The following is a 21,971-nucleotide window of genomic DNA, read 5'->3' as shown; positions in this document are numbered from 1 at the left end:
TATTATTGAATTGGTCAATTGTATTCATTATAAAAAAATATCCCTAAAAAGAATAGGGATTTGCAGCAATCTATGTTTAACATCCTGTGAAACTGGAAAAAAGAGCTTTCCAGGTATGGAAGCTCCGGCCATTATATGAAAGGATAAACAAAGCATAATTGAAATGTTCTTCGCTCTATGCTTCAAGTAACTGCTGTTCGTCATCATCATGCTGTCTAAGGATATGAAAGGTGTATAAATCTTTAGGGATTTCATACAGATCGTAGATATCTCCTTCATGATTGATCTGATCATAAAGGGATTTTCTTGTTTCGTTGGCAATGACGGCATAGGGAAGCTTTTCTGCGGCTTTTATGGAGCGGATATTTTTTTTGCGAATTCGCATGAAGACCGTTTCCAAACCGAGCTCGAAAAAAAGCTCTTTGAAGAAAGCGTCTTTTGCGATGGCATTATACCCTTTTCCATGATAAGGCTTGCCAAGCCATGTGCCTAAGAAACCTGCACCATTTTCAATATCGTATAAGGAAATACAACCGATGGGATTTTCCCATTCATCCAAGATTGTTCGTGAAATGAGTTGCCCAGCATCTTCGGCTTCGATCGTTTGCTTAGTAATGAAAACATATTCTTCATATGAATCTACCTTATGGCGCACGAAAGGGAAGACATCTGGATGCGTCATTTGTTCATAAAGAGAAAAACAATCTGTGAAATCTCTCTTTTTTAACATTTCCGTCCCTCCGTTTGAGGGCAGTTCTTATGCGTAGTCGCTGCCCACCCTCGAAATTTTTTAAGTCGTTCATCAAAAAATTTCGGGGTGGGAATCGAACCCACTAGAACCGGAAACCGGTGGCGCACCATTTGCCTTCCCTATTTTTATTGTCAGAAAGTATGCAAATCTAAAGAACCTTACGAAGGTATAATACTAAAAAAAAAACGGTTTGGGAATAGGTTTTTTGCCTTTTTTTTTCGTCAAATTTCAACTTTTTCTTGAAGGGTGAAATCTTTAGGCAAACGTCTGCATTCTTCCATGAAAAACTGATTGTTTCGCCCGTTTTTTTCTTTAAAATTTACCTGTAAATTGCATGAATAAAATGATTGCGCCAAGGGCCCATACATAGATGGAGAATATTTTGAGTGAACGCTTTTTTAAGAAATCGATCATCCATACTACAGCTATATAACCAAAGATTGCTGCTGACAGGGTCCCGACGAAAAGCGCAGTGAGTGGAAGCCGTTCAACTTCTCCTGTAAAAATCGGTTTCATCTGAAATACGATGCCCCCCGTAATGGCAGGAATGGAAAGCAAAAAGGAAAAATAGGCTGCAGTGGCCCTATCCAGCCTGCAGAAGAGGCCAGCTGCTATCGTTAAGCCGGAGCGCGAAAGAGCGGGCATGATGGCAGCAGCTTGGAAAGTACCGATGATCAGCGCGTCTTTAATCGAAATTTCATTAAGGGATTTGCCGCCTTTTCTTACACCGTCGGCTACCCATAAAATCAGACCGGTCGCTAAAAATTCCCAGCCTATGGTCACACCTGTTTTTGAAAGGCCGTCAAACCAATCACCAAGTAAAATGCCAACAATCACGGCAGGAATCGTCCCAGCAATGAGAAGCAGAGTCATTTTGGAGAAAGGATTTTTCAAAATGGCAATTATGTCCTTCTTATAAACGACCAATAATGCCAGCAAGGTTCCGATGTGGAGCATGGTATCCAGAAAAATGCCCGCCTCGTCAAGGTGGAAAATATGCCGACCTAAATATAAATGTCCAGTGCTTGAAATAGGTAAAAACTCAGTCAAGCCTTGAATGATCCCAAGGATGAAGGCTTGAAATTCATTCAGCAAAAAAACATCACTCCATTCTAGAAGGTATAGGACAATCCATTATTTAAACTGTATGCACAAGACGGATGAACATGTCCGGATTTTATTGGTGATTTCAAGAAAAGGCAGTCCAGATTTACCTTCTTTCGAATATAATGAGAGGAAAAATGAAACTATTTTTCATTTGATTCGTAAATATTTATATGAGAAAGGAGGAGAAGACACTATGCCTAGTAAAGATGAAAGAGTGTTTGCTGCCCTTATTTATGTGATCAGCTTTTTTACAGCATTTATCGGTCCTTTGGTGATTTGGTTATTGAAGAAGGACTCGTCACAATTTGTGGATTACCACGGAAGGGAATATTTGAATTTTTTCATTTCCTACACCGTGTATTCAATAGTCGCAGGGATACTCACTATAGTATTGGTTGGATTCTTGCTATTGCCGGTAATCGGGATAGCTTTAGTCGTATTCACCATCATTGCTGCTGTTAGGGCTTACGAAGGAACGGATTATCGATTCCCGTTAATCTTCAGGATATTATAGAATGATGTAAAAGAATTCCGTTCATTCGGAGTCCTTTTAGACTGCAGGCAAACTCGAAGAAAAGCGAGTTTGCCTGCAGTTTTTTTTGAAAAACGTTCCAGTGGATTTCAGAAATCCGCTCCCTTTCCGCCGACTGCCTGCCAAGCCTCCTCGCCTAGCGGCTGCGGTGTCTCGGCTAGCCAGTAATTCGGCAGGAGTGTCGCAAGTTTCTTCAATCCAATAAGGAAAACAGTAAAAAGACATTAAGAAAAAATCTAGTCTTGTTTTAAAATTGGATAGGCCCCCATTTTGTCTACAATAGGATTCCGTTCGATGGGAGTCCTTTGAGACTCGAGAAAAAGGGAGTTAGCCTGCAGTTTTATGAAAAAGGATCCAGTGGATTTCAGAAATCCGCTCTCTTTCCGCCGACTGCCTGCCAAGCCTCCTCGCCTAGCGGGCTGCGGTGTCTCGGCTAGCCAGTAATTCGGCAGGAGTGTCGCAAATTTCTTCAATCCAATAAGGAAAACAGTAAAAAGACATTAAGAAAAATCTAATCTTGTTTTAAAATTGGATAGGCCCCAATTTTGTCTAATTTAGGATTCCGTTCGATGCGGACCTTTTTTATTTGGACCATGTTGGGAATTGTCCTTCATTAAAAAGGGAATAGATCACATTAAAGCGAATAAAGTATTATGATAACTGCTTCCCTGCACATTTAGGAAGCGGATCCGGGCGGATTGTGGATTGCTAATCAATGGCCGCATTAAAGGCGGTAATCTTTCTGGTAAGGAGTGAGGAGAAGAGCGGGATATGAATATACGTGAATATTATCAGAAAACGAGCAATTCAAATTTTCATGCATCTTGGGTATCTCTTGTTTTGGCCGTTGTTTTTTTCATTTGCCATATTTTTGCGATGATTCCGGGCAATATATTATTGATAACTTCTCCTTTTATTTTCTTTAGCATTGCTCAATTTGTCAGTCATCGTATATATGAAAATAGAATGAAGGAATTGCCTGAAGAACATATCGGGACGAATGCCGGGTTATTAAAAAATGAACATGTTTTATTGACTTTTATGCCAGCACCGACTTTGCGACTGCTTCTCTTTGCGCCCGATGGGTCACTAATGGGCGAGGTACGTGATTTGAATATGAAGTGGTTCATGTGGATGATTCCCAATTTCTTGTCGATGCTAATGGCCAAGCGATATGAACTGGTGGACCATGAGGGGCGTTTGCTGGCTAAGTACCATATCAAAAGGGGGCTTTTCAATAAAATGACGATCCTGGATGATCAGGGCGGCATTATTGGATCGTATCAAGAAAATCGTTCATTCGTGAAGGTAAATGGAATGATCTATAAGGAAGATGGTACGGAATGGATGCCGATTGAAACTCCGGGAAGTGTAAATTCTTTCGAGATTGCCACAAAAGACGGGGAAAAGATCGCTTCATACCAAGAAGGCTGGATGCCTTTGGAGTGGGGGAAACGATTCAAGACTAATACACCCATACTTTCTTTTTCATCAAATGTTGCTGAAAGTCCTAAAATCATTGTCTTTGGGTTCTGTGCAGCCACGCTGAATCATCGTTCAAATTGACTACGGTTCCCCTTTAGCAAATCTTTTAAATACCTGATATAATAATAGGAGATACATAGATTAAATAAATAATAAAAAGGTGGTAAATATGAGTTTACTTAATGAGATTCTGGATTATAATGAACAGTTTGTAGAAAAAGGTGAATATGTTAAGTATAGGACGGATAAGTTTCCTGAGAAACGTATGGTCATCATAAGCTGTATGGACACTCGGCTCGTCGAACTATTGCCAAAATCCTTGAATGTCAAAAATGGTGATGTCAAAATCCTGAAGACTGCCGGGGCAATCGTCTCCCACCCATTCGGAAGTGTCATGCGGAGTATCCTTGTTGCTATTTATGAACTAAAGGCAGATGAAGTATTGGTCATACCTCACCATGACTGCGGGATGGCATCAGTCGATGCCGATTCTGTCATGGACAAGATGATCGAACGTGATATACCAAAGAGCACCATCGATACACTGGGAGCTGCAGGAATCGATATCCGCAGTTGGCTTCGCGGATTTGATGATGTTTATGAAAGTTGTAAGAACAGCGTCGAAGTGATTAAAGGACATCCATTGATTCCTAAAAATATTCCTGTGCATGGTCTAATCATTTCGCCTGATACAGGGAAGCTGGAATTGGTAGTAGATGGTTATTCGCAAGAACAAAAATAATATATTCATCGAGGCTGTCGGGAGCATTTCCGACAGTTTTTTTCAAATTTTTTATCATTGCTATTTATTTTTATCCTTTTTTTTGTTAAAATCGCCAAGTGTAGTTTGTCACTAATACAAACGGGTGGGCGAGGGATAAATTTGATAAGGATACAACATGAAGAAATTAAACTTGGAAACGTTTTTTCATTTTTCCGACTATGGAACGAATGGAAAACGTGAAATCCTTGCTGGAGTGGTCGGCTATTTTACGATAGTCTATATTCTCATCGTGAATTCCCTGATTTTATCGGAAGCGGGTATACCGATTAATGGTGCAGTGATTGCCACGATTCTTTTATCTGCTTTAAGCTGTGTCATGATAGGACTTTGGGCGAATGTCCCAATCCTTCTCGTTCCAGGAATGGGCGTCAATGCCCTATTTGCTTATACCATGGTTCAAGGAATGGGTCTATCATGGCAATCGGCTCTTGGTGCTGTGTTTATCTCAGGGGTAATTTTTGTAATCATCGCTTTTACAAAATACTCCAAAATCATCAGTGATTCGATTCCAAGTTCGATAAAAGAAGCCATATCTGTTGGTCTTGGCCTATTCTTGATGCTGATCGGACTTGAAAAGGGCGGGATCATCACAAGAGGTTCATCATCAATCGTCGCACTGGGAGATTTAAGCGATCCAGCGGTGTTTGCAACGGTGTTGACCTTTTTACTGGCAATCACGCTGTTCATCAAGAATATCCCCGGTAATTTCATGATAACCATCCTGGCAGGCAGCCTCATTGCCTATTGGTTCGGGACGGTTCAACTATCGGAAATCCATTTTTCAGGCATTAACACAGCTTCCTACGGCGATCTCTTCTTTTCATTATCGTTCTTGGAAGCGAACCGGATTGAATTCTGGATAAGTGTATTTGCGATGACGATGGTTCTTGTTTTTGAAAATATTGGTCTTGTACACGGGCATGTAGACAGTATCAACCGCCAGGATGCCTATAAAAAGTCGCTGCAGGCGACAAGTGTGTCCGTTCTATTATCAGGCTTATTCGGTTCGAGTCCTACCGTCGCAACAGTAGAAACGGCAGCTGGAATCGCATCAGGAGGCAGGACTGGTCTTACTTCAGTGGTGACGGGCGTGCTATTCATCCTATCACTGTTATTTATACCGGTGATTAAAGTAATCCCTGATAGCGCCATTGCCCCCATCTTGATTATCATTGGCATTTTGATGCTCGGAAACATAAAAAAGCTGAATTTCAGTGATTTAACCGAGAGCATACCTGCAATCATGATCATCACGATCATTCCTTTCACATACAGTATTGCCGATGGAATGGCATTCGGTTTCATCCTGTACCCATTCTTGAAGCTTGTAACCGGAAAAGCGAGAGAAGTGTCAGCCCCGATGTATGTGAGTGCCGGAATGTTTATCGTCTATTTCATCATTGGTATGATCGGTTAAAATTCAAAAGAGCGGTTGGAATGAGTTAATTCTTATTCCAACCGCTCTTCTTATTGGTTTTTTCGTCGAAAAAAATGGATTTAATGTGATTTACGCGATGACACATCCATCTTCAAAATGCTATGATATAGAATATTAAAAAAATGATAAATGACAAGCAGCATATTAGAGGATGTGACAGGATGATTATTGAAGGTTTAAAAAGCCATGGTTCAGGAAATGATTTCTTGATAATTGATGAATTGACTACGACCCTGACGTTTACGGAAGAAGAGCGGAAAAATTTCGCGAAGGCCCTATGCAATCGGGAGAGGCTCGGAGCGGATGGTATTTTGTTCGTAATGAAAAGTGAACATGCTGATTGCCGGATGCGTGTCTTTAATGCGGATGGATCGGAAGCCTCGATGTGCGGCAACGGACTTCGCTGTGTTGCACGTTACGCGAACGACGTTCTGGGGCTAGATAAAATGATCGTGGAAACCATGAAGGCAAATTTACTAGTCGAAAAAACGGAAGATATTTATGAGGGCATTCCGACTTTCAAGGTGGAAATTTCACCGGTAAGTTTTAATGTGAAGGATCTACCTCTTGTATTGGCTAAAGAACAGCTGCAAAACGAAACATTGCCGGAACTGCATGATACCCTTTTATTTTCGGCATTGGCGGTTCCAAATCCACATTTGATCACACTTGTCGATAGTGATGTTTTACAAAGTGATTTGCAGGAAGAACTTTCAACAAAGGTCAATCAACCGAATGAGCTTTTCCCTGATGGTGTCAATGTCAGCTTTGTGAAAGAGTTGGAACCAGGGAGCATTTATGTGCGGACATTCGAACGTGGAGTAGGCTTCACGAATGCATGTGGAACGGCGATGTCGGCTTCTAGCCTAGTAACATGCTCTGTTGGGTTAAACGCGTTGGAAAGTGAAATATCTGTCTACAATAACGGCGGAAAAGTAAAATGCGTGGTCCACCATGATGTAGAAAGCCAAACGTATTCAATTGATTTAATCGGGAATGCAACCTATGAATTCAAAGTATCGATTGAAATGGACTTAGATCAGCCTGAAAAATTTGAAATGCTTGAAAAAGAGGATTTTGAATTGGAAACAAGCTTATATGCCAAGCTGCAGGATGAAGTGCAAAGTTATTTGAGAACAAAATTATTATGAAATTTTTAAACTGCAGGCGAACTCGAAAAAAACGAGTTTTCCTGCAGTTTTCTTATTTTAAAAAAGTTGCAGTTGATTTCAGAGATCCGTTCGCTTTCCGCCGACTGTCTGCCAAGTCTCCTCGGCTAAAGAGCGCCGAGGGCGGACCGCCCGCGGAAAGCGCGTTTCTAGAGCAACTTTCCATCTTACCAATTAGTTATTGGTCTTTTTCTGTTTAAGGAACGACAATACTTCCAAAAAGGCTGGTCCATTATCCACCAGTCGGTAATCCATAAACGCACACCCGTCCCTTTTTATTCTGTTTGGTATGGTTTCAATCGTAAAGTCCTTTAACTGGAGACTTTCGTTCACTTCCTCCCAAAACAAAGGTGTAGCCACACCAGCGAAAGAATTTCCCCGTGGGGAATAAGGAAGAATGATGGTTTTTCCTTCACTATGCTGCACAAAGTCCAAGTAAAGTCGATTATGCCGATTTATTTTCATTCTTTCCGTTGTAAAATCATTCGGATTGGAACTTGTTAAATAATCACCCAGAAAGTCAGTGAATATGCGTGTCTCCTGATAAGTAAATCTGTCTTCAGGCAGAGGGATGTGAATTTGCAGTCCTTTGTTACCTGAAGTTTTTACAAAAGCTTTAATCCTTAATGATTCCATCACCTTTTTTATTTCCTGTGCAGCCTTTACCGCAAGAGAGAAATATTCGATGGAAGGAGGATCCAAGTCCAGGACGATTTCGTCGGGTCTTGTTTTACCGGCTTTCTGAAATGGGGCATGAAATTCCAATGCAAGTTGATTACCAAACCAAAGGAGAGTTTCAATGTCGTTACACAGCATATACTCGATATCCTCATCCATGAACGTTTTTATAAAGTCCGGCGCATAATCAGGTTTGTTTTTTTGGAAAAATCTTTCTTTATCCAAAGTTCCATGAGGATAGCGGATCGTGGTAAGAAGCTTATCCTTCAAGAAGGGTAAGAAGAAAGCTGAAACCTCCCGTAAATAATGAAGATATTCTACTTTTACCACCTGTTTTCCTTCTGTTTTCCAAAGCGGTTTATCCCTGGAAGTTATTTGTACAGTATCTGGAAATGTATATTGGCCTAGCACGAATTTCTCCCAGGTACATTCGTCGGGAGAAGTTTGTAAAAGCCACTGGGAAAACTGAGGTTCACGCAATTCATTTTCCTCATAAACGTGCAAGAATTGAACTTCAATGCAAATGGATGGATGGATATAAAAAAATTGTGCGTCTTCGTCTGATGCATTTTGCTTGATTAATTGATGCAATATACTTTTATCTCTAGCACTCAGTCCATTTTTGACACTTCCGATTTTCGTTACGGCACCTTCTTTGAATACTGCAAGGGAAACGTAGCCATTTTCTTTGTGCAATGCTGTGATGAAACAAGAAACGGTCTTCCAATTTTTCACCTTAATCCAAGATGTAGTACGTCTTCCTTCTTGCCAAGCACCCCGAATTTCCTTAGCGACAATCCCTTCGCCATCTAACAAGGTGACCTTATTCAAGGCAATATCCAAAACGTCAAAACTCTCTATTAATTGTATCAAAGCCTTATCATTGGGATCAGGAGGCATAGGAAGACCGAGTTTTCCCCCCATATTCAACATCAATTCCCTTCGTTCCAACATAGGTTTATCTGCTATGTCTTTTCCGCTGATGCGAAGCAGGTCAAACGCTATAAACCGACATGGGGAAAAACGGGCATTTTCTGAAATTAAGGATTGTTTCCCAAGGCGTCCTCGCCACTGTATTTGAAAAAAGTCCGCTTTCGCCTGATTCGTAAGCCAGACCAATTCTCCATCTAACTGAAGCGGGAGATAATCTTCCAGGTCCAGGTCTTTGATGAAAGTAATGATTTCTGGGAATTGAGGTGATAATTCCTTTTCATTTCGACTCGAAATGCTTATGGTATCGGAGTCTATCGTTAAAATAGCCCTAAAGCCGTCATATTTGACTTCATAACGCCAATCCTTGGAGTTGGGGGCCTCAGGGTAATATGTTGGCAGCATCGGTTTCATTTTTGTATTTACCTCCGCAAATAATTGATAACATTATTTTGCCAAAAAAACGAAGTGTTAAAGTTGGCAATTGTTTTTTCGGTTTTTTTTGAACAAAGGGGAATAATAAAATTGTTCTTCTCATCAAAAATAAGTTATGAGGTGACGAATATGCATACGATGTGGAAGGGGAGCATATCATTCGGTTTGGTGAACATTCCGATCAAACTTCATGCTGCAACGGAGGATAAGGATATATCTTTAAGGACGTTGCATAAGGAATGTCATACACCGATTAAATACGAAAAGGTTTGTCCAGTATGCGAGAAAGAAGTGGGGAAGGATGATATAGTCCGCGCTTTTGAGTATACAAAGGGAAAGTTTGTTGTATTGGAAGACAATGAACTAGAACAACTGAAAAAACAAAACGAAGAAAAAGCCGTGGAAATCGTGGATTTCGTTAAAATTGAAGAAATAGATCCTATTTATTTTAACCGGAGTTATTACATGTCCCCAAATGACGGGGGGATAAAAGCTTATTCCCTTTTGAGGCAGGCCCTCAAGGAATCGAATAAGGTTGGGTTGGCAAAAATCATCATTCGCTCCAAAGAACAAATGGCGGTAATCCGAGTCGTTGATAATACCTTGGTTATGGAAACGATTCATTATCCGGATGAAGTCCGCTCCACAGCGGATGTTCCGAATATCCCGGCCAATGATACCATTGTAAAAAAAGAAATCGATACTGCCGTATTATTGATAGATCAATTAACGACTACTTTCGATCCGACAAAATACACCGATGACTATCGAACCGCGTTACTAGAATTGATTGAATCGAAGAAAACGGGTCAGACGACGATTACAGCGAAAACAAAAGAACCAGTTTCCAACAATGTAACTGATTTAATGGAGGCACTACAAGCATCCATAGACCGTACAAAACATGATGAACCGGAAAAGAAAAAGACGACCCGAAAGAAAGCGGCACCGAAAAAAAAGAAACAAGCGTAAACAGGAAGCTGAGCGGAAGACGGATGATGTCGCTCGGCTTTCTGCTTGTTTTTGCAAGGAATCAGGCTTCTAATAAGATGAAAAGGTCTTGATAAAGAGGGAAGGAAGGTACAAACAGGTGAGTCGATCACGATGCAAGAAACTGAATGGAATTACAGGAAATTAGTGGATATTGACGAAAGCAAAAAAAATTCGCTCCCTAAAGAGCGACAATGAGGAATTCAATCGTGAAAATCAACATATAGGCGAACGGTTGTAGTTTTCGACTATATATTGTGTTCATATTCTACCATATTTAATTCTGAAATAGCAACTAAATTACTGAAACTAACCTATGAATTTTTCTGGAAATCAATGATATTTCGCCCATTTCCGCCGCATATGGCTTTTTCATTTCATATACATATAAAAAGGTACTGAATAAAATGGATTTTTAGTATAATTTATACATATAGAACGATATAAATTTAATATGAATGGAAGATGCAAAATGGAAAATGGGAAAATCAAATCACTACATGCGGGGAAGCCGAAACAAGAAATTTTTTCGAATATCGATATCTTTTCAGCCATGGATAAACAAGCACAGGATAATTTGAAAGTGACTAAAGCTGGCATAATCGGTGATGGTGTCGGTAATGTAAAGTTCCATGGAGGTCCTGATCGGGCTTTGTGCTTTTACCCATTTGAGCATTATTCATTATGGAATGAAAAATTCTCTAAAGAGCTGGATATCCCTGCATTCGGTGAAAATTTAACTATTGCGGGGATGAAGGAAGAAACAACATATATCGGCGATATTTATCAAATAGGCGATGTGATTGTTCAAATTAACCAAGGGAGGATACCTTGTTCGACCATTTCCCTCTTCAATCAAGAACCTAAGTTTTTGGAACTCGTGCTGAAAACGAGTTTCACTGGTTATTTTGCAAGAGTACTTCAAGAAGGAACGATAAATAAACAAAACGAGATTGTGCTGATAGATCGTCTACAAGAAAAAATTTCTGTCCATTACGCAGCAGAGGTCATCCTTCATAAACGGGATGGGCTTGAAGGTGCTAAGGCTTTACTAACACTAGACTCGTTAGCGGAAGACTGGAAACAAAGGATCTTGAAGAGGGTTCAAGCAGCAAAAGATTGAATGATTTTTGCAAAAGTGAAAAAAATGTCGATCAGGTATTGAAATTGACAGACTATTAATGTAAATTAAATATAATCAAATTTTGAAATCTTATGAAAATTATATAAATGGATCTTATCGAGAGAGGTGGAGGGACTGGCCCGAAGAAACCTCAGCAACCAGCTTACGCAAAGGTGCTAAATCCAGCAAGCAGAGCTTGATAGATGAGGAGAATGTTTCAAAAACCTTCTTCTTTGAGAAGGTTTTTTTCCTTTTCTCTCATACTCATAGAATACGACAAAAACAGGATTGTTTTTGAGAGAGGGTGTAATGATGAATTTTCGTAAAGAATTAAAAGAAAGAATGCTGGTTGGGGAAGGGGCAATGGGGACCTTGCTTTACTCTAATGGCATTGATCAATGTTATGAGGAATTAAACTGCACGAACCCAGATCAAATAGAGTCCATCCATCGAGCCTATCTGGAAGCTGGTGCAGATATCCTTCAATCGAATACATACGGAGCCAATTTCAATAAATTGAAGCGGTATGGACTTGAAGATGAAGTGAGCAGAATCAATCGCCAGGGAGTCATTCTTGCTAAAAAAGCGGCAAAAGGAAAGGCATACGTCTTCGGCACCATAGGGGCACAGCGGAGTATCAGGAAATCGGATTTAAGCATGGAAGAGATAAAACGGGCTTTTCGTGAACAGCTATACAGTCTGTTGATGGAAAATCCTGATGGGATTCTTCTGGAAACATTTTATGACCTGGAAGAACTGGAAACCGTCCTGCAAATCGTTAAAAATGAAACCGGACTGCCGATTATCGCAAATGTCTCGATGCATGAACTGGGTAATCTTCAAAATGGAATCCATTTAAATGAAGCCTTTCAAAAACTCGAGCAATTGGGTGCCGATGTGGTTGGTGTGAATTGCCGCCTTGGACCACATCATATGATTCGGGCCTTGGAAGAAGTGAGTTTGCCAAAGCAAGCATCGATTGCCATTTACCCTAACGCCAGCCTGCCGGATTATGTCGATGGGAGGCTCGTTTATAAAGCTGTCCCGGAATATTTCGGTTCTAGTGCCCTGGAACTTCGTGAGCAAGGCGCCGCGATCATAGGAGGGTGCTGTGGAACGACTCCACTGCATATTCAAGCTGTAAAGCATGCAATTGGAAGTTTGGCTCCCGTGAAAGAGAAATTTACGAAATCCCGTGAAATAGAAGTAATTGAGGTGAACGATAGGGAATTGGAACTTCCCCTTTACGAAAAGGCCAAAACGGAACGGACGATTCTCGTTGAGCTTGATCCACCGAAAAAGCTAGGGATAGAGAGTTTCATGACTGGTGCTGAGGTTTTGAAAAAAGCAGGGGTCGATTCCATTACATTAGCGGATAATTCACTTGCCTCACCAAGGATATCGAATGATGCACTGGCTAATTTACTGAAGAACCAATTGAATATAAATCCGATGGTGCATATAACATGCCGTGATCGAAATTTGATTGGCCTGCAGTCACATTTAATGGGTCTGCAGACGGTAGGGCTGAACGAAATATTGATCATCACCGGAGACCCTTCAAAAATTGGGGACTTCCCGGGTGCCACTTCGGTTTACGATTTATCTTCATTTGACCTGATAAGTATGGTCAAACAATTTAATGAAGGTCTTTCCTATTCCGGTCAAAGTTTGGGTCAACGGGCAAATTTTAAAATTGCGGCAGCTTTTAATCCCAATGTGAAATATCTGGATAAAGCCGTACTGAGAATGGAAAAGAAGATTGCCTGCGGTGCTCAATCCTTTTTGACACAGCCAATTTATTCCGTAGAGCAAATCGAAGAAGTATATGAAGCGACAAAACATCTGGAAACCCCGATTTTCATCGGTATCATGCCCTTAACAAGCACCCGGAACGCCGAATTCATCCATAATGAGATCCCGGGCATCAAATTGCCTGATAATGTTAGAAGGGCCATGGCTCTAGCGGGGGATGACCCTGTAAAGTCAAGGATTGAAGGGGTGAATATCGCGCGGGAACTGGTGGACGCGGCTAGGGAAAAATTCAAGGGCATATATTTAATCACTCCATTCCTTCGCTATGAAATGACGGCGGAACTAACGAAATATATTAGAAAAGTCGATAGTAAACAGACATCAGAGGTGGCAGTACATGAATAAAAAAGCGATTCAAGATCAGTTAAATTCTAAGATTCTCCTACTTGATGGGGCGATGGGAACGATGCTTCAAGCGGAGAATTTGACAGCAGACGATTTTGGCGGGGAACAATTCGAGGGCTGCAATGAATATTTATCACTGACGCAACCGGAAATCATCCAATCGATTCATGAAAAATATTTAGCAGCGGGCGCAGATATCATAGAAACAAATACCTTTGGAGCGACCAGCATCGTCCTTGAGGAATACCAAATAAGTACGATTGCCTACAAGCTAAATAAAATTTCAGCTGAGCTTGCCGTTAAAGCTTGTGAAAAGTATTCCAATGATGAATGGCCAAGATATGTAGCTGGCTCGATGGGCCCCACTACAAAAACGCTATCTGTAACGGGCGGAACGACTTTTGATGTTTTAACAGATTCTTATGAAGAGCAGGCACTGGGTCTCTTGGATGGGGGGGTAGACTTGCTGTTGGTGGAAACCTGTCAGGATATGCTTAATGTCAAGGCTGCCTTTTCTGGAATCAAAGCAGCATTCGCTAAAACGGGAAAAGATGTGCCTGTCATCATATCAGGAACAATCGAACCGATGGGCACGACACTTGCCGGCCAGTCCATAGAAGCTTTTTATTTATCGGTTGAACATATGAAGCCCGTAGCTGTCGGCCTTAATTGTGCAACAGGGCCGGAATTCATGATAGACCATATCAGGACACTTGCAGATATATCAAATAGCGCCATCAGCTGTTATCCGAATGCCGGGCTCCCTGATGAAGAAGGCCACTATCATGAATCACCTACATCCCTGGCAGAGAAAATGAAGCAATTTGCCGAAAAGGGATGGGTCAATATCATTGGCGGATGTTGTGGCACGACACCAGAACATATTAAAGAACTTTCCAGGGTACTCGAAGGCATGAAGCCCCGTACAATTATGGAAGCTGCCCATGGTCATGCCGTATCAGGGATAGAGCCGCTAATTTATGATGATTCAATGCGTCCTTTATTCGTAGGGGAGAGAACGAATGTTATCGGTTCCCGAAAATTCAAGGAGCTGATACGTGGAAAGCATTACGAGCCAGCTGCCGAAATTGCACGTAACCAGGTAAAGAAAGGCGCCCATGTCATTGATATCTGTCTTGCCGATCCTGATGGGGATGAGCTTGGCGACATGAAGGAATTTGTAGAAGAGGTCGTCAAAAAAGTGAAAGTCCCATTGGTCATCGACACTACGGATGAAGTCGTACTTGAACAAGCATTAAAACATTCACAAGGAAAATCGATCATAAATTCCATAAACCTTGAAGATGGTGAAGAGCGCTTTGAAAAAATAGTACCCTTAGTCCATCAATATGGTGCTGCCGTTGTCGTAGGAACCATTGATGAAATTGGGATGGCCGTCGATGCTGAACGAAAATTGGAAGTGGCTACGCGGTCTGTGGATTTGCTCGTCAATAAGTACGGTCTAAACAAAAATGACATCATTTTTGATCCGCTGGTATTTCCTGTAGGCACTGGGGATGAACAATATATTGGATCTGCATTGGAGACGGTGAATGGAATAAAGGCGATTAAAGAAAAGTTTCCTGAATGCCTAACGATACTTGGAATTTCCAACGTTTCTTTCGGTCTGCCGGCGAGGGGAAGGGAAATATTAAATGCCGTTTTCCTTTACCATTGTACAAAAGCGGGTCTCGATTATGCTATCGTGAATACAGAAAAACTTGAACGTTTCGCCTTGATACCGGAAGAGGAAGTGAAATTGGCGGAGGCACTCCTGTTTGAAACATCAACTGAAACTTTAGCGATTTTTACCGAATTTTATCGTGGAAAAAAAGCGGAGAAGAAGGATGATGGTGTGATCCTGCCATTGGACGAACGTCTTGGTAACTATATTATCGAAGGAACGAAAGAAGGATTGATTGATGATTTAAATGAAGCGATAGAGCGCGGTGATACCCCTCTGGAAATCATCAATGGACCATTGATGGATGGGATGAGTGAAGTGGGGCGGCTGTTCAATGACAACCAACTTATTGTCGCAGAGGTGCTTCAAAGTGCAGAAGCGATGAAGGCGGCTGTAGCTCACCTTGAACCACTTATGGAAAACGCTGAAGATAGTGCTAAGAAAGGGAAAATCCTGTTGGCGACCGTCAAGGGAGATGTGCATGATATCGGGAAAAACCTAGTGGATATCATACTTTCCAATAACGGCTATGAAGTCATTGATTTGGGAATAAAGGTCGCACCGCAACAAATAATTGAAGAGGTTCGAAAACATGAGCCAACCATCATTGGCCTATCTGGGCTACTTGTCAAATCTGCACAGCAAATGGTTTTAACCGCGCAGGATTTAAGGCAAGCGGGAATAGATACCCCAATTTTAGTTGGAGGGGCAGCATTATCCCGTAAATTCACCGATTTTAAAATTTCACCTGAATATGAAGGGCCGGTTTTATATTCCAAAGATGCGATGGATGGTTTGGCGGTAACGAATATTTTACATGACGCCGACAAAAAAGTGGTGTACTTGGAAGAGTTGGTCGAGAAACGAGAAAGATCGAAAGCGAATGCCGCCATTGCTGCCACATTGGAAAAACCTGTTCGTAAGCAGTCCACAGCGGCTCCTTTAAGCGATGTTCCTGTTCAAACACCGCGTGACATCAAACGACACGTCCTGAAAAACTATCCATTGGATGTCGTCCAGCCATATATAAATAGGCAAATGCTGATTGGTCATCATTTGGGGTTAAAAGGCAAAGTTACCGAATTGCTTAAGCAAGGGAATGAAAAAGCAGTGCAGCTCAATGATCTCGTTGACGAATTGATCGAATTCCTAAAGACGGAACCGGATTATGGTTTGAATGCAGTTTATCAATTTTTCCCTGCTCAAAGCGAAGGAGATAAACTATTTATATACAACCCGGACAATCATCATGAGGTTTTGGAAACTTTCGAATTCCCCCGGCAAGATACGAATCCGCATCTTTGTTTAGCGGACTTCGCAAAAACGATTTCCTCCGGGCAAATGGATTATGTTGGTTTCTTCCTGGTCACTGCCGGAAAAGGAATCAGAAAATGGGCAGAAAAACTGAAACTTGAAGGTGATTTCTTGAAAAATCACGCCCTTCAATCACTTGCTCTTGAAACAGCTGAAGGGTTCGCGGAAAGAATCCATCAATTAATGCGGGATGATTTAGGTATAAGCGATCCGATTGATATGTCCATGAAAGAGCGGTTTGCAGCTAAGTACACCGGGCAAAGGTTTTCATTTGGTTATCCTGCTTGTCCTAATCTGGAAGACCAGGAGAAGCTATTCCGCCTGTTGCAACCTCAAGATATTGGCGTGGAATTGACTGAAGGATGCATGATGGAACCAGAGGCTTCCGTTTCAGCCATTGTTTTTGCACATCCTGAAGCCCGTTACTTTAATGTCGATCGATAACTTCATTTAATAAAGGCAGCGGTATTTTTTACCGCTGCCTTATTGCGCATGAAACCCCTTAACTGGTACACCTTAATGGTCAAAAGGAAGGGGATGCAGCACCTATGAAGAAGATGCTAAAATTAATTCTTGCCATGGCGAGTTCTCTCATTATTATTTTGTCTGATGTGGATGTGCAAAACATTCAAGTACATGCAGTTATTCCCGAAGAGATGACACCGTTGCTAAAAAGTAAGGCGAATCAGAAAATCGCCTATTTGACCTTCGATGACGGACCATCCTTGAATACCATGGAGATATTGAATATTTTGGAACGCTATCATGTTAAGGCCACATTTTTCGTTAAAGGTAACGAAGAACCATACGCAAAGAGTTGTTATCAGGAAATGATATCCCGCGGTCATTCGATCGCCCTTCATTCTTATACACATGATTATTCCATCGTTTATCGGTCGACTGAGAGTTTCTTTCAAGATTTGAATAGGCTTGAAACCATGCTGCAAGAGGAGTATGGGATAAAAAGCCGTATTGTGCGCCTTCCTGGCGGCTCGAATAATCGGCTGCGGCATCAGGCGTCAACGAAACCAATCATCAATGGAATCCTTCAACAACTAAAGGAAAAAGGGTATATTTATTTTGATTGGTCCATTGACTCGACAGATGGCTTCAGTCCGTCAATAAGTGAACAACAAATCATTTCTGCTGTACAAAAAGGGACGAAAAATCAAAAGCATGTTAATATCTTATTGCATGATATCAATAGTATGAAAAATACAGTGAAAGCATTGCCTGATATAATTGAATTCCTTAAAAAAGAAGGATATACCTTTGATACTATTGATGAGACTACGCCGAAAATGCAATTTAATTGATGAACACATTGTTTAACTATAGTAAATTAAGGTATAGGATATTGAGATTACAATGCGAAAGGATTTATCGTCTCTATGATGCCATCATTGTTTTTATCACATGGAACACCGCTATTAGCTTTGGAAAAGAATAGCTATACTCTTTTTTTGAAGGAGTATATGCAAACAATGAAGAAACCTGCTGCCATCGTTATTTTGTCAGCACATTGGGAAAATGAAGATCAAATGATTTCTGCAGTGGGGAAGCATGAAGTCATTTACGATTTTGCTGGATTTCCTGAAGAAGTATTTCAGATAACATATCCTGCGAGGGGATGCCTGGAGCTGTCAGATCGAATTTTAACCTTATTGTCCAGGATAGATGTATTGGGGGAACTTGATGAAAGGCGCCCCCTGGATCATGGAGCATGGGGGCTTTTGCATATCATGTACCCAGAAGCTGATATCCCGACCGTATCTATGTCCATTAGTCCTTCGCTGCCATTGGACAAGCAGTATGAAATTGGGAAAGCATTGAGGGAATTAAAGGAAAATAATGTCCTGATCATAGGAAGCGGTGGAATTGTCCATAATTTCACACATATTCAGGAAGATATGCATGTTGCAGAGGGATGGGCAATCGAGTTTGAGAACTGGGTCGAAGAAAAAATCATGAAATGGGATTTGCAATCTTTGTTCAATTATGAAAATATCGCCCCTTACAGTACAGAGGCTGTGCCCTCCAAAGAGCATTTCATTCCATTGGTCATCGCAATGGGCTCAGGGGATGACAATAAAAAAGCGGCTCTTCTGCACAGAAGCTTTCAATATGGCAATCTAAGTTTAACAGCTTGGAAGTTTGAGTGAGGTGAAAGGGCTTTCAAACTAGTTAAATTTACCTGAAAAATAATCATTATACAAAAATACAAAAATCTTTTTTTAGCGAAAAAAAGACTTAAATGAGCAAAAAAGACAGTTAAAAGCGATTTTTGACGAATTAAGCAGAAATATAGTTGAAAAAAGGTTGTATAAAGTGGTTTAACCTTTGGATATTTCGACAAAAACATGTTAATATAACATCTGAAAACGTTTTATCCTTTAAAATTTTATTATTCAATAACCAAAGTTATTTATTATATATCTTATATATATCCTATATTTGGGGAAAATTAGAAGAAAGAAATTTGGGGATGGATAAAACGGAATGAAAAAAATTATGAGAAAAATTTGGGGGTTTACAAAATGACCATCAATGATTCTAAGGTATTAGACCACTGGAAAGCTTTTTCGGGTCCAAACCTTGGGTATGTCATGGAGCAATACGATTTATTTCTAGCCAACCCGGAAGAAGTGGATCCGGAACTGAAAAACTTTTTTGAAGTAGCAGGTCCTCCTTCATTCGATGTATCGGCAGAAACAACGACTGTAAGTGCATCAACTGTACAAACTGGAGAAGTTCTTCCAATGAAGAAAATTATGTCTGCAGTGAAGTTAGCTGAAAATATCCGTGCATACGGGCATCTTGCTGCAAATATTTATCCTTTAAAAGAAGAAGCTCTGGACACTGAACAAATTCACTTTGAAAAATATGGCTTGACAGCAGATGATTTAAGGAAAATACCGGCTGACTTTATTTGTCCGGAATCACCTGAAGACGTGAAAGACGGATACGAAGCCGTACAATACCTAAAACAACTCTATACAAAAACGATAGCCTTTGAATTTCATCATGTTAATGACTTGGATGAAAAGCAATGGCTTACTGATATGGTCGAATCTGGAAGCATGTTCCCGGAAGTGGGAAAAGAGAAAAAAGAACTATTACTTAAACGATTGAATGAAGTAGAAGGTTTCGAGAAATTCCTTCACCGCACATATGTAGGGCAAAAACGTTTCTCAATTGAGGGACTGGATGCTATGGTTCCGATTTTAGATGAAATGATTTCACAAACTGTCCAAAACGGAACGGGTAATGTGAATATTGCCATGGCTCACCGTGGACGTTTGAATGTGCTTGCACATGTATTAGGAAAGCCTTATGAGGTCATTTTCTCTGAATTCCAACATTCACCGAATAAAGATTTGGTTCCTTCCGAGGGTTCAACAGGCATTAACAATGGATGGACAGGTGATGTTAAATACCATTTAGGTCTGGATAAACAGATTACAAAAGCTAATATACAAAAAGCAAGGATTACACTTGCCAATAACCCAAGTCACTTGGAAGTAGTCGGTCCAATCGTGGAAGGGTATTCTCGTGCGGCTCAAGAAGACCGTACAGAAAAAGGATTCCCTGTGCAAGACATTTCCAAATCTCTTGCAATCCTGATTCATGGTGATGCTGCATTCCCAGGTGAAGGAATTGTACCTGAAACGTTTAACTTAAGCCGTTTACGCGGTTATCAAGTTGGCGGCGCAATCCATATCATCGCCAATAACATGATCGGTTTTACAACGGAAAGTGAAGATTCACGTTCAACCTTATATGCTAGTGATTTGGCAAAAGGCTTCGAAGTGCCGATCGTGCATGTAAATGCAGATGATCCAGAAGCATGTATGGCTGCTGTGAACCTTGCTAACCTATATCGTGAAAAATACAACAAGGATTTCTTGATCGATCTGATCGGTTACAGACGTTTCGGCCATAACGAAATGGATGAGCCATTGGTGACTCAACCTGAAATGTATGCATTAATCCATAAGCATCCAACCGTAAAAGAGCTTTATGGGAAAAAACTTATTGAATCCGGCGAGTTCACTGAAGCTGAAGTTAAAGCGATTGCTGAGCAAGTGGATACAAGGCTTGCAGATGCATATGCGAAAATTTCCGGAAATAAACCGGAAGCTTCCAAAGAGTGTAATCCTCCTGGGATTATTGAAAAAGGACTTCCAGCCATTGAAACGGCAGTTCCGAAACAAGAACTTGTTACAATTAACGAAGAGCTTGTTAAATGGCCGGAAGGATTCACCCCTAATAAAAAATTAGGAAAGATCCTATCACGTCGCTTGGATTCCTTTGGTCCTGACGGAAAAATCGATTGGGCACATGCCGAGACATTGGCTTTTGCATCGATTTTAAGTGACGGCACGCCAATCCGTTTGACAGGACAAGATTCAGAGCGTGGAACATTTGCACAACGTAATATCATGTTACATGATAGTGTTAATGGAAAAACATATTCACCACTTCACACACTTGAAACTGCCAAAGCTTCATTCGCTGTTCATAACAGCCCGCTTACGGAAACGGCAGTTCTGGCTTATGAATATGGGTATAACGTTTTTGCACCTGAGACACTTGTATTATGGGAAGGCCAATTCGGTGACTTCGCTAATACAGCACAAGTGATCTTTGACCAATTCATCGCTGCTGGCCGTGCAAAATGGGGTCAAAAATCAGGTCTTGTCATGCTGCTTCCACACGGTTATGAAGGACAAGGGCCAGAGCACTCAAGTGCACGACTGGAACGCTTCCTTCAATTAGCAGCTGAAAACAACTGGACAGTTGCTAACTTAAGTTCGGCAGCTCAATACTTCCATATCCTTAGAAGACAAGCTAAGATTTTGGATCAAGAACAAGTACGTCCGCTTGTCATCATGACACCGAAGAGTATGCTTCGTAATCAGGTGATGGCTTCTACAACAGAAGAATTCAGTGAAGGCGCGTTTGAATCATTTGTAGAAACCAAAACTTTGGGCAAAAAACCTAAATCGGTTGAACGCATTGTTTTTGCAACAGGTAAATTGGCGGTTGAACTTCGTGAAAAAGCGGCAACTGAAAAAAATACGGATTGGTTGCAAATCATCAGTATCGAAGAAATTTATCCATTCCCATTCACTGGAGTTCAAGAAGCCCTGAAAAAATATACAAATCTTAAAGAAATCTTCTGGGCTCAAGAAGAACCTAAAAACATGGGTGCTTGGACATTTGTTGAACCTCGCCTAAATGCAGCGGCTCCTGGCAATCTTTCAGTAACATATATAGGAAGGAAGCGCAGATCAAGCCCGGCTGAGGGAGATCCACTTGTCCATAAAAATGAACAACAACGGATTATGACTCAAGCAATTACACGCAATAATGAGGGGGAGAAATAAA

General features: G+C 41.0%; 15 protein-coding genes and 1 riboswitch. Of the genes, 12 read left to right on the top strand and 3 right to left on the bottom strand.

Translation table 11 applies throughout. The annotated features are described in order from the left end of the window. Positions 1-175: 175 nt before the first annotated feature. Both ACJ9PY_RS14880 and ACJ9PY_RS14875 read right to left on the bottom strand, forming a co-directional pair. Positions 176-730, bottom strand: coding sequence for a GNAT family N-acetyltransferase (locus tag ACJ9PY_RS14880; protein WP_057277357.1), 555 nt, complete (start codon positions 728-730; stop codon positions 176-178). Positions 731-1,063: 333 nt separating this feature from the next. Continuing rightward, complete coding sequence (locus ACJ9PY_RS14875; RefSeq protein WP_063577700.1) at positions 1,064-1,843, bottom strand: undecaprenyl-diphosphate phosphatase; 780 nt, start codon at positions 1,841-1,843, stop codon at positions 1,064-1,066. A gap of 208 nt (positions 1,844-2,051) precedes the next feature. Between ACJ9PY_RS14875 and ACJ9PY_RS14870 the strand changes: the two genes are divergently transcribed. From ACJ9PY_RS14870 to dapF, 5 genes are all read left to right on the top strand, one after another. After that, on the top strand, positions 2,052-2,372 hold the full coding sequence (locus ACJ9PY_RS14870) for a DUF4870 domain-containing protein (protein ID WP_057277906.1): 321 nt from the start codon (positions 2,052-2,054) through the stop codon (positions 2,370-2,372). Between the two features lie 789 nt (positions 2,373-3,161). After that, a complete protein-coding gene (locus ACJ9PY_RS14865) occupies positions 3,162-3,956 on the top strand; it encodes a hypothetical protein (protein ID WP_063575900.1) in 795 nt (264 codons plus the stop codon). Between the two features lie 88 nt (positions 3,957-4,044). Continuing rightward, positions 4,045-4,617, top strand: a complete 573-nt coding sequence (locus tag ACJ9PY_RS14860; protein ID WP_063575901.1) for a beta-class carbonic anhydrase — start codon at positions 4,045-4,047, stop codon at positions 4,615-4,617. 157 nt (positions 4,618-4,774) lie between these two features. Next, complete coding sequence (locus tag ACJ9PY_RS14855) at positions 4,775-6,076, top strand: NCS2 family permease (protein WP_098866595.1); 1,302 nt, start codon at positions 4,775-4,777, stop codon at positions 6,074-6,076. Between the two features lie 182 nt (positions 6,077-6,258). Beyond that, on the top strand, positions 6,259-7,248 hold the full coding sequence (dapF, locus tag ACJ9PY_RS14850) for a diaminopimelate epimerase (protein WP_057277361.1): 990 nt from the start codon (positions 6,259-6,261) through the stop codon (positions 7,246-7,248). A gap of 192 nt (positions 7,249-7,440) precedes the next feature. On the opposite strand, the gene ACJ9PY_RS14845 is transcribed toward dapF, so the two are convergent. Next, entirely contained in the window at positions 7,441-9,288 is a 1,848-nt protein-coding gene (locus ACJ9PY_RS14845) for a DNA ligase D (RefSeq protein WP_411738455.1), read from the bottom strand. A 150-nt stretch (positions 9,289-9,438) separates the two neighbouring features. On the opposite strand from ACJ9PY_RS14845, the gene ACJ9PY_RS14840 reads away from it, so the two are divergent. The 7 genes from ACJ9PY_RS14840 to ACJ9PY_RS14810 all read left to right on the top strand — a co-directional run bounded on the left by ACJ9PY_RS14840 (position 9,439) and on the right by ACJ9PY_RS14810 (position 21,970). Further along, positions 9,439-10,281 carry a Ku protein gene (locus ACJ9PY_RS14840; protein ID WP_048687774.1) on the top strand — a complete coding sequence of 281 codons (843 nt, stop codon included), beginning with the start codon at positions 9,439-9,441 and terminating at the stop codon, positions 10,279-10,281. A gap of 490 nt (positions 10,282-10,771) precedes the next feature. Next, positions 10,772-11,422, top strand: coding sequence for an MOSC domain-containing protein (locus ACJ9PY_RS14835; protein WP_176548681.1), 651 nt, complete (start codon positions 10,772-10,774; stop codon positions 11,420-11,422). A gap of 111 nt (positions 11,423-11,533) precedes the next feature. Continuing rightward, positions 11,534-11,632: riboswitch (SAM riboswitch) on the top strand. Positions 11,633-11,734: 102 nt separating this feature from the next. Further along, positions 11,735-13,582 carry a bifunctional homocysteine S-methyltransferase/methylenetetrahydrofolate reductase gene (locus ACJ9PY_RS14830; protein WP_063575906.1) on the top strand — a complete coding sequence of 616 codons (1,848 nt, stop codon included), beginning with the start codon at positions 11,735-11,737 and terminating at the stop codon, positions 13,580-13,582. Then, positions 13,575-17,024: a methionine synthase gene (metH, locus tag ACJ9PY_RS14825; RefSeq protein WP_411738454.1), complete on the top strand. Its 3,450-nt coding sequence runs from the start codon at positions 13,575-13,577 to the stop codon at positions 17,022-17,024. The genes ACJ9PY_RS14830 and metH overlap by 8 nt, the downstream gene beginning before the upstream one ends. Positions 17,025-17,128: 104 nt before the next feature. Then, complete coding sequence (locus ACJ9PY_RS14820; protein WP_411738453.1) at positions 17,129-17,896, top strand: polysaccharide deacetylase family protein; 768 nt, start codon at positions 17,129-17,131, stop codon at positions 17,894-17,896. Positions 17,897-17,971: 75 nt separating this feature from the next. Further along, positions 17,972-18,742, top strand: coding sequence for a dioxygenase (locus tag ACJ9PY_RS14815; protein WP_268936243.1), 771 nt, complete (start codon positions 17,972-17,974; stop codon positions 18,740-18,742). A 375-nt stretch (positions 18,743-19,117) separates the two neighbouring features. Beyond that, positions 19,118-21,970, top strand: a complete 2,853-nt coding sequence (locus ACJ9PY_RS14810) for a 2-oxoglutarate dehydrogenase E1 component (RefSeq protein ID WP_063575910.1) — start codon at positions 19,118-19,120, stop codon at positions 21,968-21,970. Position 21,971: the final 1 nt, after the last annotated feature.

Source organism: Peribacillus sp. S4 (genome assembly GCF_046715815.1).
GTDB lineage: Bacteria > Bacillota > Bacilli > Bacillales > DSM-1321 > Peribacillus > Peribacillus frigoritolerans.
This window is presented reverse-complemented; position numbering and strand designations above follow the sequence as displayed.